The sequence below is a fragment of the Pedobacter jaeyakensis genome, from assembly GCF_054461315.1.
Genome location: NZ_CM136921.1, coordinates 165,157 through 181,013, shown reverse-complemented (window position 1 = coordinate 181,013; position 15,857 = coordinate 165,157). Strand labels below are relative to the sequence as shown.

Annotated in this window: 12 protein-coding genes and 1 tRNA gene; 7 read left to right on the top strand and 6 right to left on the bottom strand. The window is 41.6% G+C overall.

All coding sequences use genetic code 11. The features are described from left to right. The first annotated feature begins 130 nt into the window (after nucleotides 1–130). Nucleotides 131–3,370 carry a glycosyl hydrolase gene (locus ACXZ1K_RS00900; protein ID WP_458971496.1) on the top strand — a complete coding sequence of 1,080 codons (3,240 nt, stop codon included), beginning with the start codon at nucleotides 131–133 and terminating at the stop codon, nucleotides 3,368–3,370. Nucleotide 3,371: 1 nt separating this feature from the next. Here ACXZ1K_RS00900 and ACXZ1K_RS00895 read toward each other — a convergent pair whose 3' ends face one another. Next, nucleotides 3,372–4,133, bottom strand: coding sequence for a hypothetical protein (locus tag ACXZ1K_RS00895; RefSeq protein ID WP_458971495.1), 762 nt, complete (start codon nucleotides 4,131–4,133; stop codon nucleotides 3,372–3,374). A gap of 111 nt (nucleotides 4,134–4,244) precedes the next feature. On the opposite strand from ACXZ1K_RS00895, the gene ACXZ1K_RS00890 reads away from it, so the two are divergent. The 4 genes from ACXZ1K_RS00890 to ACXZ1K_RS00875 all read left to right on the top strand — a co-directional run bounded on the left by ACXZ1K_RS00890 (nucleotide 4,245) and on the right by ACXZ1K_RS00875 (nucleotide 9,084). Then, a complete protein-coding gene (locus tag ACXZ1K_RS00890; protein WP_458971494.1) occupies nucleotides 4,245–5,540 on the top strand; it encodes a leucine-rich repeat-containing protein kinase family protein in 1,296 nt (431 codons plus the stop codon). A 128-nt stretch (nucleotides 5,541–5,668) separates the two neighbouring features. After that, nucleotides 5,669–6,055, top strand: coding sequence for a hypothetical protein (locus ACXZ1K_RS00885; RefSeq protein WP_458971493.1), 387 nt, complete (start codon nucleotides 5,669–5,671; stop codon nucleotides 6,053–6,055). 58 nt (nucleotides 6,056–6,113) lie between these two features. Then, nucleotides 6,114–6,551 (top strand): DinB family protein, encoded by a 438-nt coding sequence (locus ACXZ1K_RS00880; RefSeq protein ID WP_458971492.1) that lies wholly within the window; start codon nucleotides 6,114–6,116, stop codon nucleotides 6,549–6,551. 160 nt (nucleotides 6,552–6,711) lie between these two features. Further along, complete coding sequence (locus ACXZ1K_RS00875; protein WP_458971491.1) at nucleotides 6,712–9,084, top strand: ABC transporter permease; 2,373 nt, start codon at nucleotides 6,712–6,714, stop codon at nucleotides 9,082–9,084. Between the two features lie 38 nt (nucleotides 9,085–9,122). Here the strand turns inward: ACXZ1K_RS00875 and ACXZ1K_RS00870 are convergent. The 3 genes from ACXZ1K_RS00870 to ACXZ1K_RS00860 form a co-directional block, all read right to left on the bottom strand. Next, nucleotides 9,123–9,200 (bottom strand) — tRNA-Val (locus tag ACXZ1K_RS00870). Between the two features lie 105 nt (nucleotides 9,201–9,305). Further along, nucleotides 9,306–10,031: a DNA repair protein RecO gene (gene recO / locus ACXZ1K_RS00865; RefSeq protein WP_458971490.1), complete on the bottom strand. Its 726-nt coding sequence runs from the start codon at nucleotides 10,029–10,031 to the stop codon at nucleotides 9,306–9,308. Beyond that, a complete protein-coding gene (locus ACXZ1K_RS00860) occupies nucleotides 10,031–10,378 on the bottom strand; it encodes a diacylglycerol kinase family protein (protein ID WP_458971489.1) in 348 nt (115 codons plus the stop codon). Before ACXZ1K_RS00860 ends, recO begins: the two co-directional genes overlap by 1 nt. A gap of 101 nt (nucleotides 10,379–10,479) precedes the next feature. Between ACXZ1K_RS00860 and rlmF the strand changes: the two genes are divergently transcribed. Next, nucleotides 10,480–11,436 carry a 23S rRNA (adenine(1618)-N(6))-methyltransferase RlmF gene (gene rlmF, locus ACXZ1K_RS00855; RefSeq protein ID WP_458971488.1) on the top strand — a complete coding sequence of 319 codons (957 nt, stop codon included), beginning with the start codon at nucleotides 10,480–10,482 and terminating at the stop codon, nucleotides 11,434–11,436. Here rlmF and ACXZ1K_RS00850 read toward each other — a convergent pair. Further along, nucleotides 11,433–12,722 (bottom strand): DUF2130 domain-containing protein, encoded by a 1,290-nt coding sequence (locus ACXZ1K_RS00850; protein WP_458971487.1) that lies wholly within the window; start codon nucleotides 12,720–12,722, stop codon nucleotides 11,433–11,435. The two genes, rlmF and ACXZ1K_RS00850, sit on opposite strands and share 4 nt — an antisense overlap. Nucleotides 12,723–12,773: 51 nt before the next feature. Beyond that, nucleotides 12,774–13,436 carry a metal-dependent transcriptional regulator gene (locus tag ACXZ1K_RS00845; protein WP_458971486.1) on the bottom strand — a complete coding sequence of 221 codons (663 nt, stop codon included), beginning with the start codon at nucleotides 13,434–13,436 and terminating at the stop codon, nucleotides 12,774–12,776. A gap of 114 nt (nucleotides 13,437–13,550) precedes the next feature. Between ACXZ1K_RS00845 and ACXZ1K_RS00840 the strand changes: the two genes are divergently transcribed. Beyond that, nucleotides 13,551–15,836: a TonB-dependent receptor gene (locus tag ACXZ1K_RS00840; RefSeq protein ID WP_458971485.1), complete on the top strand. Its 2,286-nt coding sequence runs from the start codon at nucleotides 13,551–13,553 to the stop codon at nucleotides 15,834–15,836. Nucleotides 15,837–15,857 lie beyond the last annotated feature (21 nt).

The following is a 15,857-nucleotide window of genomic DNA, read 5'->3' as shown; positions in this document are numbered from 1 at the left end:
GAAATTTAATTTGTGTGTTATTTGATTACTTAATACAAATAAACAGATAAATAACGCTAATTGACAATAGCGCATTGTAAAAAAAGGAATATATGACATGGCTTTGTAGAATATATTAGTATTTTCATCCATGCTTAAAAAATTACCCATACTAGCCGTTACCATTTGCTTCCTGCTGGCCTGTGCGAGCAGGCAAGCGGGCAAGAAGCAAGAAACATCCGCTATTTCATCATTAGAGGCTTCTTTTGCAAATCCTCCTGATACTTTACAGACCAGCGTTTACTGGTACTGGATGTCTGACAACATCTCCAAAGAGGGAGTAGTGAAAGATCTGCACGCCATGAAGTCTGTAGGCATCAACCGTGCATTTATCGGGAACATTGGTTACGACAGTACGCCATATGGAAAGGTCAAATTGTTTTCTGATGAATGGTGGGACATTATGCATACCGCATTAAAGACCGCAACGGAATTAAATATAGAAATTGGCATATTTAATGGGCCAGGCTGGAGCCAGTCGGGCGGCCCCTGGGTAAAGCCTACGCAATCCATGCGCTACCTGGCTTCCACAAAAATAAACGTAACCGGTTCGCAAAAGCTGGACCTGCAACTGGATAAGCCGGGTGCCGACTTCCAGGATGTGAAGCTCATTGCCTATCCAACACCAAAGGGCTCTGCTTTGAGCCTGGCGCCATTGAAGCCTAAAATTACCACCAGCCCTTCTGTAGAGAATGTGTCTTTGTTGATGGATGGTAAGGAAGAAACTGCTGTGAATACTCCTGCGGCGGATCAGTTTACCATTGACATCACCACGCCAGAAGCATTTACTGCGCGCAGTCTGGTGATCTATCCTGCGCACCGGGGAATTAACCTGCGTGCAGAATTGCAGGTGGCTGACAACGGATCGTACAAGACCATTAAATCCTTTGAAATCAACAGGAGCAACGACAACCTCAATGTGGGTTTCAAACCTTATGGGCCAATAGCAGTTTCTTTCCCTGCTACTACTTCAAAAGCATTTCGTATCGTATTTGGCAGGTCTGGGGGCTTTGGGCTCGCCGAAGTACAGCTTTCGGGTACACCGGTAGTGGCCAGCTACATCGAAAAAACGCTGGCTAAAATGTATCAGACCCCCTTGCCATACTGGAATGAATACCAGTGGCCAGACCAGCCCGTGATAGACAACCAGGAGCTGACCATAGACCCATCCACGGTGATTGATATCTCCAAATATATGAACGCTGAAGGTCGGCTGAAATGGGATGCACCTAAAGGCGACTGGACCATTATGCGTACAGGGATGATGCCTACGGGAGTTAAAAATGGACCGGCATCACCAGAAGGCACGGGATTGGAAATTGACAAAATGAGCAAAGCACATGTGGCGAGTCATTTCGACGCCTTTATGGGAGAATTGCAACGACGCATACCTGCAGCCGACAGGAAGACCTGGAAGATAGTGGTGGAGGACAGCTATGAAACTGGCGGCCAAAACTGGACCGATGGGATGCTTGCCAAGTTTAAAGAAAACTATGGATATGACCCTTTGCCCTACCTGCCTGCTATACAAGGAGAGGTGGTTGGCAGTGCCGATAAATCAGACCGCTTCCTATGGGATTTAAGAAGATTTATAGCCGATAGGGTAGCTTACGATTATGTTGGCGGATTGAGGGAGGTGAGCCATAAACATGGATTAACCACCTGGCTGGAAAATTATGGACACTGGGGTTTTCCAGGAGAATTTTTACAATATGGCGGACAATCTGACGAAATTGGCGGAGAGTTTTGGAGCGAAGGCGAGCTGGGCAATATAGAAAACAGGGCAGCTTCTTCGGCCGCACACATCTACGGGAAAACAAAAGTTTCGGCAGAATCTTTTACCGCTGGCGACCGGCCTTATCAACGTTATCCATACATGATGAAGCAACGTGGTGACCGGTTCTTTACCGAGGGGATAAACAATACCTTGCTCCACGTATTTATTGAGCAGCCATCAGACGACAAAGTTCCGGGTATCAATGCCAACTTTGGCAACGAATTTAACAGGCACAATACCTGGTTTAGCTATATGGATTTGTTTACCGCTTACCTAAAGCGTACAAACCTGATCTTGCAACAAGGCAAGTATGTGGCAGATGTGGCCTATTTCATTGGAGAAGATGCACCGAAAATGACAGGCGTAACCGATCCTGCTTTACCAGCAGGTTACTCTTATGATTACATCAATGCAGAAGTAATCAATACCAGGTTAAAAGTAGCCGAAGGCAAAATGGTATTGCCAGACGGAATGAGCTACAGGTTGTTGGTATTGCCGCAGTTAAAAACAATTAGGCCAGAGTTGTTGATTAAAATCAAAGAACTGGTGATGGAGGGTGCACACATTTTAGGCCCTGCTCCGGAAAGATCTCCAAGCTTGGCAAATTACCCTGAGGCAGATGCCCAGGTAAAGAAACTGGTATCGGAGATTTGGGGAGATGTAAATGGCAAGGATGTGAAGATCAGAAACCTGGGTAAGGGGTTGGTGATGTCTGGCATGAGCATGCAGGCCGCACTAAATACCCTTTCTATTATTCCTGACTTTGACGCGAAGACGACAGAACCAGTACTTTACATACACCGCAGCGCTGCGGAAGGTGATTTCTATTTCCTGAGCAATCAAAGTGAAAAAGAGATCAGGTTTGCGCCAGAATTTAGGTCGACAGACAAGTTGCCTGAACTATGGGATCCGGTAACTGGTAAAACACGCCCGCTAACTGGATATTCGTTAACTACTAAAAATACAACGGTGCCGTTGGTGCTGGCACCGCTACAAAGTGTTTTTATAGTGTTTAGAAAGGCAAGCACTGCAAAAGTTGGGGCAGGAACTAATTTTCCGGAACCGGTGAGTAAGTCGGAAATTAGCGGTCCCTGGACTGTAAGTTTCGATACGAAGATGAGAGGACCTGCCGAACCGATAATCTTTGATAAACTGGTAGACTGGACTACAAGACCAGAAGCTTCCATTAAGTATTATTCGGGAACGGCTGTGTACAAAAATAAATTCCAGGCTACCAAAGCTGCCGATGGAGAACGCATTTACTTAAACCTAACTGATGTGAAGGTAATGGCTAAAGTAAAAGTAAACGGCACTGATGTTGGGGGAGTTTGGACTGCGCCATGTCGTGTAGACATTACCGATGCCCTACAGGCAGGAGAAAACAATGTGGAGATTGCAGTGGTGAATACCTGGGTAAACAGGTTGATAGGAGATAGCAAACTCCCTGAAGCAGAAAGGAAAACCTGGACCAATAATAATCCTTATCGTCCGGATAGTCAGTTGGTGCCATCAGGATTAACTGGTGCGGTTACGCTGACCAGGATCAAGTACTGATCTAAAGTCTTTCGTAGGTATAAGTAACAAAAGTTTTCGTCTCAATAGTAAGCGGGGGGTCTGTCTCAGTAACTACAGCAGTTATCGGCAGACCCTCTTCATTATAGGTATAATCAAAGGTTTTCAGGTGACTAACGAAACGGCCTTGAGTAGCAATCTTTAAGACTTCGTTGGTAGATACCCGATCAATATGATCAAAACCCAAGGCCCAGCGGGTATGCGCATTAAATAAAACATTTTTTCGTTCTCCGTAAATGAAATCATGAAACGTCAGGGATCGGTTTTGCAAGTCCTGAACACCAATGATGTTGCCGTTATCGTAATCAAAGTAGGTTCTTCTTGATGTGGTGCCTTTGTCGTAATAATTGATTTGCCCTATATCACTTATGCCACTACTGATATTTACATCTAATGTTGTTTGTAGTACGCCAGACTGATAAATCTTTACTATCCCGGTGCTTGGAAGATCGTCCTTATAGGTAATTGCTGTTGAAGTGGTTTTGGTGCCTTCATTAACCTCGATGTTAATGATTTTAGATCCTGAATAGGTATAGACTGTGATGTCGTTCCCCTTTTTTATTGTGCTCAGCATTTTATGCTCGTCATAACTAAATGTGGTTACAGTAGTTACCCCTCCTTTAACTTCGGAGATTTTAGTAAGCTGAAGTTCTTTTACCTCCGCAGAATCTACGGTTTTCTCTTTCTTACAAGAAGAAAATGCCAAACCGGTCAATAAGAAAAGAAAAAGAAAGCCCCTGTTCATGCCAGTTATATTAGGTATTAAAACTACACAAAATAGTTTAAGTTGTATAGCTGGAAGATACGCAGAAATAGCAGCAGCAGATGTGACTTAGTTTATATCTTTGCAAGCACAATGCAGACTTTAGAACAATTACAGCGCGGCGAATTACAAGGCATTACAGCGCTCAAGATCTCGGAAAAGCTATCCCATTTCCCTGAGGAGATCTTTGAACTTTCAGACACACTTGAAGTTTTAGATCTATCTGGGAATAAATTAACCGCGTTACCGGTCAATTTTGGTCGCCTGAAAAAGCTGCGGATCTTTTTCTGCTCAGACAATCTATTTACAGTGTTACCGGAAGTGCTGGCCGATTGCCCTATGCTTGATGTAGTGGGTTTTAAGTCGAACCTGATCCATACCGTACCGCCAAAAGCACTGAACAGCAACTTGCGTTGGTTGATCCTAACCAACAATAAGATTAAAAAGTTGCCTGCTGCTATTGGGAATTGCTCAAGGATGCAAAAGCTGATGCTGGCGGGCAACCAACTGGAAGCCTTACCAAAAGAACTTAGCAAATGTACTAACCTGGGTTTACTGCGAATTTCTGCGAACTGTTTAACGGAATTGCCCTTGTGGTTGCTGAACATGCCGAAGCTTTCCTGGCTTGCCTTTTCAGGGAATCCTTTTTCTGAAAAACCAACAGTAAAAAGTCTAACCCTTATCAATTGGAATGAGTTCCAGATTGGCACGCTGCTTGGCGAAGGCGCTTCTGGTACGATCTACAAAGCAATCTGGGATAACGGTCAGCGGAAAAAAGAAGTCGCACTAAAATTATTTAAAGGTGCAGTAACCAGCGACGGGCTTCCGGAAGATGAGATGAACACGTGTATTACGGCGGGCAGTCACCCCGGACTGGTGCAACTGATTGGAAAGATCAGCGATCATCCGGAACATAAAAAGGGCTTGGTGATGGAGTTGATCCCTTTAAACTTCTATAATCTGGGAAATCCACCGAGCATGGCGAGTTGCACCAGAGATGTGTTTAAAGAAGAGTTAAGGCTTCCCGTAACTCAAGTATTAAAAATTGCAGTTACCATTGCTTCCGTTGCCGCGCAATTGCATCAGAAGGGAATTATGCATGGCGATTTATATGCGCACAATACCTTGATTGATGATGAAGGGAATACGCTTTTTGGAGATTTTGGGGCCGCTTCGTTTTATAACCAAGAGAATAATAAAGTAGCAGAGGCATTAGAGCGCATTGAAGTTTCGGCTTTTGGCTGTCTACTGGATGATTTGCTATCTATTTGTTCAGAAAAAGAGGCGGATAGTGCGGTTAAAATGGCCATAGTGCGAGATTTGTGCTGGAATCCCGATTCTACAGCGAGACCAGGTTTCAAAGATTTGCTTAGGGTTTTATTAAGCTAAATTGGCTACGGCGTTCTCTGGTGATAATTATCTACTGCTATCTCGGAACTGTAACAATGTAATTGTTCAATTAATCTCGGTATATAATTTGCTGTATAAGCGTACCTATCAACCTAAAATCCTTACCTATGGAAATTTCTACTTTGATGAACAAAATCTGTCTGCTAAAACCTACTTTGGAAATGTATGTATTGCGTTACCCTTTAGATGCAGAAGTAGCCGACCAATTGGTTCAGGATACATTGATTAAAGCTTTGTTAGAAGCTGATTCATATAAAGATGACATGCCCATTAAGCATTGGTTGCTTTCTTTGATGAAAGAAAAATACAATGAGCGTGACTACGTTCCGATGCGGATAGTCCATAATGGATTTAAGGATGGCGCCCAACCAGGCTTCTTAAATTCAGACGCACTTCAGAAAAAGCTATTGGAAACGCTGAATGGGTTTGATGCCGATCTTCTTGATCATGAACAGCAACTCAGTGAAAACGTAAGCAAGATTAAGGAAGCTTAATCCATCTTTTATTTAAGGGTGATAATGTGTAATTTGCATTAAACATATCATCATCCTTATGTTCAGAAAATTGTGGGAATATAACAATTGGGCCAACGAGCTTGTGCTCAATTCTATGTCTGAGAATTTAAGCTTACTTCCTGGAAGTTCTATTCTACTGATCAGCCATATCGTAAATGCACAAACCATTTGGGCCGATAGGCTGCACGGCAGAGTACCAGAACTTGGTGTTTGGGATTTGCATGATTTGGACTACTGCAAGATTTTACACGAAAACAGTTCTGTGGCATTGCGTTCTTTTTTAGACCAATGTTTGAGTATGAAGCTGATCAATTATAAGACTTCAACAGGTGCTGAATTTAGTACCTCGGTTTGCGATATCCTCACGCATACTTTTAACCACGCTACTTACCATAGGGCACAAATTGCATCTCAATTGAAAGAGGCGGGAGTAACACCAGTTACCACGGATTATATTCTCTTTGCGAGGATATAAACAATATGGCCGATTCCATCTGTTGAATGGTGTTCATTAATGTGCATTGATTGTTCATATTCGCACAGCTTTGCAGTTTGAGCCTGCTTACTATATTTTAAAGATCGGTTTTTGCAATTGGCACCCGTTTGGATCATGCGGCTAAAGAAAAAGTTGAATTATGTTTAAACAGTATTTTCTCTTCATTGTAAGAAATTTTAAAAAGAACAAAGGGTCTTTTTTAATTAATCTTGTTGGGCTTAGCAGCGGTCTTACTTGTGCGATTTTAATCTATTTGTGGATTGGCAGTGAATTGAAAATGGACAACTTCCACAAGAAAGAAGTTTATCAAATCATGCAGAATGAATCACTGAAAGATAAGATAAATACCGTTGAGGGGACACCAGGACCGTTGGCTGAGGCACTTGCAGCGGAGTTTCCTGAAGTAAAATACGCAGCAACTACCTCTCCCGGGTATTGGCTTGGTCAAAGTAAAGTGGGAAATGATCAACATCCAAATATCTCTGCTGCCGGTAAATTTGCAAGTTCAGATTTTTTTAAAGTATTTTCTTTTCCCTTACTTCAGGGAGATGTAAACAAAGTATTGAAGGGAAAAAAGCTGGCAGTGATTTCAGAAAGTCTGGCAAAGAAACTATTTAATACTACCGACGCGATTGGAAAGACGATGGTTTGGAGCAATGCCGAGTTGCAAATGGAATATCATGCCCAAGTATCAGGAGTTTTTAAAGATGTGCCTGAAGAAACCTCAGAGCCTTTTGATTTCTTGATTTCCACAGATATTCTTATGGGTGCGGTAAACGACAGCTACAGAAAATGGGACAACTATGGGCCTACAACTTATGTGTTACTAAATGAAAATGATGGCATCTCGCTTTTTGACAAAAAAATCAAGAACTTTTTAAAAACTAAGGGTCAAAAAAATTATACACTATTCACTAGACCATTTTCGAAAGCATACCTCTACAATCAAACAGAAAATGGTAAGATAACTGGCGGTCGTATTGATTATGTAAAGCTGTTTGGGTTTGGTGCCGTCTTAATCCTGGTTATTGCAGGTATTAACTTCACCAATCTGGCAACGGCCAATGTTTCCAGAAGGCTTAAGGAAATTGGTATAAAAAAAGTACTTGGTGTACAGCGAAGCGGCCTTATTCTACAATACTTAATGGAGTCTGTATTCATAAGCTTTGTAGGACTATTCATTTCATTGCTCGCCGTTGAGCTGCTCCTTCCTTCTTTTAATAGCATTACAGAAAAGCATTTAATGCTGCATTTTAACAGCACCCTTGTTGTGATGCTGCTCGCATTAACTCTGCTTACGGGCATACTAGCTGGACTCTATCCGGCAATATACCTATCCGGACTAAAACCTGTCACTGCACTAAAAGGAAAATTAAAGTTTAGTTTTAGTGCATTGTGGATGCGCCAGGGACTTGTGATCTTTCAATTTGTTTTTTCAGGAATTCTGATTGTGGCGGTAATGGTTTTTATGAGGCAAATTCAGTATGTTCAGACTAAAAGTCAGGGTTTTCAAAGAGAGAATGTTCTTTACTTTGAGACCGAAGGAAAACTGAAGAAGAGTATTCCGCTAACTTTGGCCGCGATCCGAAAAATAGAGGGTGTGATCAAAGTTGCGGGGATGGATCGTGAGTTATTGGGTGATTTGAGCTATACTACAGGAGATTTTAGCTGGGAAGGTCGTGATCCGGATGAAGTCATCAGGTTCCAGAGAGCTAGCGTTACTCCCGGACTCATCGAAACTCTTGGAATGAAAATGTCATCAGGAAGGTCATTCTCCGAAAAGTTAAGTTCAGACACTACAAAAGTTGTTATCAATGAGGCGGGGATCAAGGTAATGAGGTTAAAAAATCCGGTTGGCAAAATTTTTACGCTCTGGGGAAGCAAATTGCAAATTATTGGTGTTGTGCAGGATTTTCATTTCGAATCTATGCACAAGCCTGTGGGACCAATGTTTATACGTAACAGGCCTTTTGATGTAAACAGGATCATGGTTCGTGTTGCACCTGGACAGACAAATAAGGTGATTGATGGGTTGAAGCGTTTTAATAGCAGTTACAATCCCGGCTATACTCTTAATTATAAATTTTTGGATCAAGATTTTCAGCGACAATATCAATCAGAAATCAGGATGGCTGTGCTTTCGAAATATTTCGCTTTTCTTGCTATTATTATATCCTGTTTGGGGTTGTTCGGCCTAACGACCTTTGCTGCCGAAAGGAGGTTCAAGGAAATTGGTGTAAGAAAAGTACTTGGGGCAACTGCAGGGCAGCTCATGTATCTTTTATCGCGTGACTTTATAAAACCTGTAATCTTATCACTATGGATATCGCTGCCGGTTGCATATGTATTATGTATGAACTGGCTGTCTACGTTTGCTTACCGGATAGATCTGAAATGGTGGTTTTTTGCAGCAGCAAGTCTCGTAGCTATAGTAATTTCATTGACAACAGTATTTTATCAGACATATAGGGCTGTAAAAATGAACCCTGTGGCATCGCTAAAGCAGGACTAAAAAAAAGCCTTTCAGTATTACTGAAAGGCTTTTTGTTTTGGTGGGAAATGAGGGGTTCGAACCCCCGACCCCCTCGGTGTAAACGAGGTGCTCTGAACCAGCTGAGCTAATTTCCCTTTGGTTCTCCTTTTGAACGTTTCTGCTTTTTAAAGGCCTTCTTCGTTGTTGGGAGTGCAAATATACAGCGATAACTCATTTTTGCAAAAGTTTTTTATAATTTTTTAAGATAATATTTCTTCTAATACCTGGTGCGACTTGATTTCGCCAAATGATGCAGTGTGTAAAGTGTAGTAAACCAATATCTTATCCAGTAGAAATCTCCTTGTTTTGTTGGTGATTTTTATTTCATTAATTTTCTCAAAAGGCACATTAAACAACAAAATGAATTGATCGGCTTCCTGTTTTTCGAGAAAATTGAGGTGTGGCGGTCGCCGGGATTTAAATTCTCCCTCCTGTAAATCGAAAAACGCCGAGTCGCTTTTTGTGTCTAAGCTTGGTGAAAAGCCCAGATACCTGGTAAGCTTTAAGAGGAAGGTAAGGTGGTAGTTGGTGTTTGGCTCGCTGCTTTCGTCAAACCAGGCAACGGCACTAAAAATAAAGTCGAACAGGTATTCATCGGCCATCTGCTGCCGGATACTTTTATAAAGTACCTCATTCAGAAATTGTATGATGGTGCTTTTTATAATGTTGTATGGGATGCTGCTGAATACTGGGGAGGGGCGTAATTCTGAAACACGTTGTATGCCCGTTGTGTTTTTATGGTATACCACCATATCAACAAGATGCAGGGGTTGGAGCATGTTGATGCTGATCTTAGCCCTCGGTTTTTTGACCCCATTGATGAGGTAGGATTGAATTCCGAACTTTTCGGTAAAGATTTGGACCACCACACTACTTTCGCTGTAAGTGGTAGTTTTTAAAACGATGCCCCGGGTTTTGTGCAACATTACCTGAGTTTAGGAATAAAGATGATTAATCCTATTGTTAACGCCAGTATTGCAGCAACAACTACAGCTGCTGCTGAAACATCTTTTACGATTTTGGCTTTTGGATGAACACCAGGTGAAACCAGATCAACCAATACCTCCAGAGCAGTATTGAAAAGCTCTGCTGTAATTACAATCCCTGAAGCGGCAATGATCCACAGCCATTCGTTAGCTGACAGCTTGAAATACCATCCGGCCAGGGTAACTGATAGTAGTGAGATTAAATGTAGCCTAAAATTCTGCTCATACTTAAATGCATATACAATACCGGAAAATGAATAAGTAAAGCTTTTTAAGAATTTTCGCATGCGGTTATTTCTGGTTGAAACTTAATGCAAAGTACGTTATGCTGCCAATAATATCCAATTGTTTATGCATAAGCCTTACATTTGTGGAATTTTAATTCATCATGTCAGCAGAAAAAACCGCGTTACATCCAAGAAATAAGCATCGTGAACGATATGATTTTCCAGAATTAATGAAAACAGATCCGGGATTGGAGGCTCATGTTTTTATCAATCCCTATGGCGATCAGTCTATAGATTTTGCAAATCCGAAAGCGGTAAGGGCCCTCAATAAGGCTCTGTTAAAGCATTTTTATGGTATACAAAACTGGGATATTCCGGATGGTTATCTTTGTCCGCCAATTCCTGGTCGCGCCGATTATGTTCATTACATAGCAGATCTTTTAGCGGGTGTTAACGGGAATGTGGTGCCAAAAGGTAAGAATGTAAAAGGCTTGGATATAGGTATGGGCGCGAATTGTGTATATCCGATAATTGGTAGACAGGAGTACGGCTGGGCATTTACTGGTTGTGATGTTGATGAGTTGGCAATTAAGGCTGCAAAAGCCATTGTTTCTGCTAACTCTGAGCTTTCCGGTGGAATTGCCATTAAGCAGCAGGTTAACAAACAACATATTTTTAATGGTATAGTAAACCCTGGAGAATTGTACGATTTTACTATGTGCAATCCGCCTTTTCATGCTTCAGCCGAGGAGGCACTAGCAGGTAGCGCCAGGAAAGTGCGGAACTTGGGAAAGAACAAAAGCAAAACAGTTACGCTTAATTTTGGAGGCAAAGATGCAGAGCTTTGGTACGAGGGGGGTGAAATGGCTTTTGTGAGAAATATGATTATGGAAAGCCGGGATTATGGAAAACAGTGTCTATGGTTCACTACGCTGGTTTCTAAAAGTCAGAATTTGGACTACGTGCATACGATGTTGTCTGTAGGTGTGAATGCAGCAAAAACCATTACCGTAGAGATGGCGCAGGGACAAAAGATCAGCAGGTTTGTGGCCTGGACTTTTTTATCGCCAGAAGAGCAAAAAGATTGGGCAAAAAAACGTTGGTCTGGTAAAAATTAGAGCAATAACAAAGGATCGTCATCTTCATCATCCGTTAGACTAAGTTGAATGCTGTCCGTACCCGCGATACCCTCTATAGATCCCCTGATGTGGGCGGCATTGAGCATTACCTTTTCCAATTGCTTTTCTCTTGCTTTCCAGAGTTTTTCCATGGCGTCGCGCTCACGCTGGATAGAAAGTTTCATGCTCATAAATCCCTCTCTTATGGCTTTCCATTGTTCGGAAAACTCATTGCTGGTTAGGTAATCATAGAGCATATGCATTTTATCACCACGGTTTTCCTGTGATTTAGCTGCGCTGAATAGTTTAACGATTCCATCTCTTAATATATAGGAGACAGCTTTTACTTCATCAAATGAACATATCCAAACGCCATCTTTTTCGCCAAAACAATCCATTCCTTTGGGGTAGCACTGTGTAACAATAACAGCAACATCAACGCCAGTACTGCGCATGTCTTTCTTCAGTTTCTCTATCCATTCCATAGAAAAGTCTTTGGTGCGCTTGCTTTCGTAGATGATCCTGCCGCATTCCTGACCAAATTGATTGCGCACGTGGTGTACACAGTCGGCCCCTCTAACACCTTTGCCAACTTCTGTTACCAAATCAAACGGGAAGGCATTGCGCAGGAGCTCTTCAAGGATTAGTTCCTGAACTTCGCCTTGCAACTGCATTGAACCTTGTTCAGCCTTGCGCTTCATCTCTTCTGCCAGCTTCTTTTGGTCATCCAGCTGTTTTTCCAGCTCTTTCACCCTAAGCTGGTGCTCGGTTTCCTTAATGTTGTTTTTTTCTGCTTCCTGTTTGCGGATTTGCTCTGCCATTTCACCACGCTGTTCCTGTAGCTTACGCTGGATCTCCAGGTCCATTTCTTCTTCCTTGGCTTTCATGGCCTGCTCTTTTTTGAGGAAATCCAGTTCTTTAGCCCTTGCCAGTTTGAGTTTTTCTTCGCCTTCTTTTTTTGCATTATCCAGCATCTGGAGTTTGTTTTCATAGTCGGACGAAATGCTTTTGCGTAGGTTTTCCTCTAATACCAGTTGCAGTTGTTTTTTCTCTTCTGCCAGTTTTTTCTCGAACAACTGTGCCTGTTGCTGCTTTTGCTGTTCAAAGAGTTGCTCTTGTTTTTGCTGTTTTTCTGAAAACTCAACTGCCTTTTTATTGAATTCTTCTTCCTTTTTGCGCGTAAAGGTTTGCATCTGTTCACGAAGGTCTTTCTTATATTCTTCGGCCATTACTTCTTCAATAGGGAAGGAATGTGAACAATTTGGACACTTAATTTCTGTTGACATAGCAGGGGTTTTTAAAAGAGAATATTAGTTTAAAGCAACACAAAAATACGATTATCTGCAGACAAATAAACTGTCTGCGAATTTCATGGATACATTTCTGGCCTCCGATCCGGCAATTTGAATGTTCATCGAGCGGTCGAAGTCTATCACTTCTACGATTTTCAGATTGGTACCTATAGTAACCTGCAGTTTTTCCAGGTATTGCAAAAATGGGGTAGAGGTATCTTTGACGGCGATAACCTTGCCTGTTTCCCCAGGTTGAAGCTCAGATAATAATGTTTTGACCACAACGGGCATCTCCCCTTGGGCATTTGGTATGGGATCGCCATGCGGATCGAATTCTGGGAAATCCAGGAATTCCTCCAGCTTGTTTACCAGTTTGGCAGATTGTATGTGTTCTAATTGTTCTGCCACTTCATGCACTTCATCCCAACTGAAATCCAGTTTCTCAAATAAGAAGGTTTCCCAGAGCCTATGCTTTCTTAAAATGGCAATCGCATTTTGCTTACCGATTTCTGTGAGGAGGATTTTGCCATACTTTTCATAGTTAACCAAGCCTTTCTCTTTAAGCTTTTTAAGCATGTCTGTTGCCGTGGCCGGTTTAACGCCAAGATAGGCAGCCATTTCATTGGTTCCTGCCTCTGGCTTTTGCTCGTTCTGAAAACTCAATTTTAATAAAGCTTTCAGGTAGTTCTCTTCGGTATAGGATAACATATTACAAACATAAATAATTTGTTAGTTAACCGTGAATAATATATATCTAATATTAATTGTTAGATATGCCTAACTTTATTAGTTTTGTAGTGTTGTATTTGAAAATCATTAGATATGAAAACATCGTTTACTTTTATTCTCCTGCTTTTGAATATCCTGTTGACCGGATCCATGCATGCACAAACTGGCCGCATTAGTGGAAAGGTTATTTCTGAAGGCGAGCTGGTTCCTTCTATAACTGTTTCTATTTTGGGGAAGGAATACAGAACCCGAACAGACAGCGTTGGTTATTATACTTTTTTAAATATTCCCACTGGAGACTATCAAATTCAGGTTACCGGTGTAGGTTTCAGGAAAATGGAGAAGCCGGTATATGTTAAGGAGAATGAAAATGTGACACTGGATTTTGACTTGACTAATTTCCAGACCAGCTTGGATGAAGTTGTGGTTACTGGTACGCTGAAGGCAGTGAACCGATTGGAGAGTCCCGTACCTGTTGAAGTTTACACCCCTGCATATTTTAAAATGAATCCTACGCCTAGTATTTTCGACGCGCTGCAGAATGTAAATGGTGTACGGCCACAATTGAATTGCAATATTTGCAACACAGGAGATATTCATATTAATGGTTTAGAAGGTCCTTATACTATGATATTGATAGACGGGATGCCAATTGTAAGTAGTCTGTCTACTGTATACGGATTATCAGGGATTCCAAATTCTTTGGTGGAGCAGATTGAGATTGTTAAAGGACCGGCCTCGTCGTTATATGGTAGTGAGGCGGTGGGCGGCCTTATCAATATCATCACCAAGAAGCCCGAAAATGCGCCAATACTTTCAGCAGATTTTTTCAGCACCAGTTATTTGGAACACAATGCTGATCTGGGTTTTAAGTTTGCTACAGGCAGGAAAGCTACTGTACTAACCGGACTGAATTATTTTAACTATTCAAATCCTGTAGACCATAACCATGATAATTTTACTGACGTAACTTTGCAGGACCGTATCTCTATTTTTCAAAAGTGGGAATTTACAAGAAAAGATAGTAGAAAGATGAGTTTGGGTGCACGTTATTTGTATGAGGACAGGTGGGGCGGGGAGATGCAGTGGAACAAATCTTTTAGGGGTGGGAATCAGGTTTATGGAGAAAGCATTTATACCAGGCGGTGGGAGCTGATTGGTAATTACCAACTGCCAGTGAAAGAAAAACTTTTCTTCTCATTTTCATTGAATCAGCATAACCAGGATAGTCGATACGGCACTACGTCTTATATTGCCCAACAACGTATTGGGTTTGGACAGCTGACCTGGGACAAGACTATAGGGGCGCATGATTTATTGCTGGGCTCGGCACTCAGGTATACGTTTTATGATGACAATACTGCGGCAACGACGGGACTCAACCAGGCCATCGACAAGAATACCTGGTTGCCTGGCCTTTTTATACAGGATGAGATTACCCTGAATGCTAAACACAAGGTTCTTTTGGGCTTTAGATATGATTATAATTCTGTTCATGGTGATATTTTTACGCCAAGGGCCGCGTACAAATGGAGCATTAATGAAAACAACATTCTTCGGTTAAATGCTGGAACTGGATTTAGAGTAGTAAATATTTTTACAGAAGATCACGCTGCGCTTACCGGAGCAAGAACTGTAGAAATCCCCAATGCACTCAAGCCTGAGAAAACCTATAACGTGAACCTAAATTACCTTAAGAAAATATACTCCGTGAACGGCAATTTTGTAGGTATTGAATCATCTGCTTTTTATACCTATTTCAACAACCGTATTATCGGGGATTTTGATGTCGATCCAAACAAGATCATCTATGATAATCTTGATGGTTATGCTGTTAGTAAGGGTTTCAGCGCTAATGTAGACCTCACATTTAACAGTGGTCTTAAATTTATTTTAGGTGGAACTTTTCAAGACGTTGCAACCGTGGAAAGAGGGATAAAAACACAGCAGATCCTTACAGAGAAATTCTCTGGTAATTGGGCAGTTTCTTATAAGATCAGGCCAATTAAGGTTACTGTAGATTACACAGGAAATATTTATAGTCCGATGCGCTTACCTTTACTTAGCAAAACTGATCCAAGAAAAGAATTTTCGCCAGTATGGAGCATTCAGAATATACAGTTTACGTTCGCTGGATTTAAACGTTTCGAAGTGTATGGAGGTGTTAAAAACTTGTTGAACTGGACGCCAAATAAAGGTAACCCATTCATTATAGCAAGGGCTAATGATCCGTTCGACAAAGATGTGAAGCTGGATGGTAATGGTCAGGTAATTGTCACTCCCGATAACCCATACGGGCTTACATTTGATCCAAGTTATGTTTACGGACCTAACCAGGGAATTCGGGGATTTTTTGGCATTAGATATACAATTAAATAAATCCAATAGTTTAACTTTATG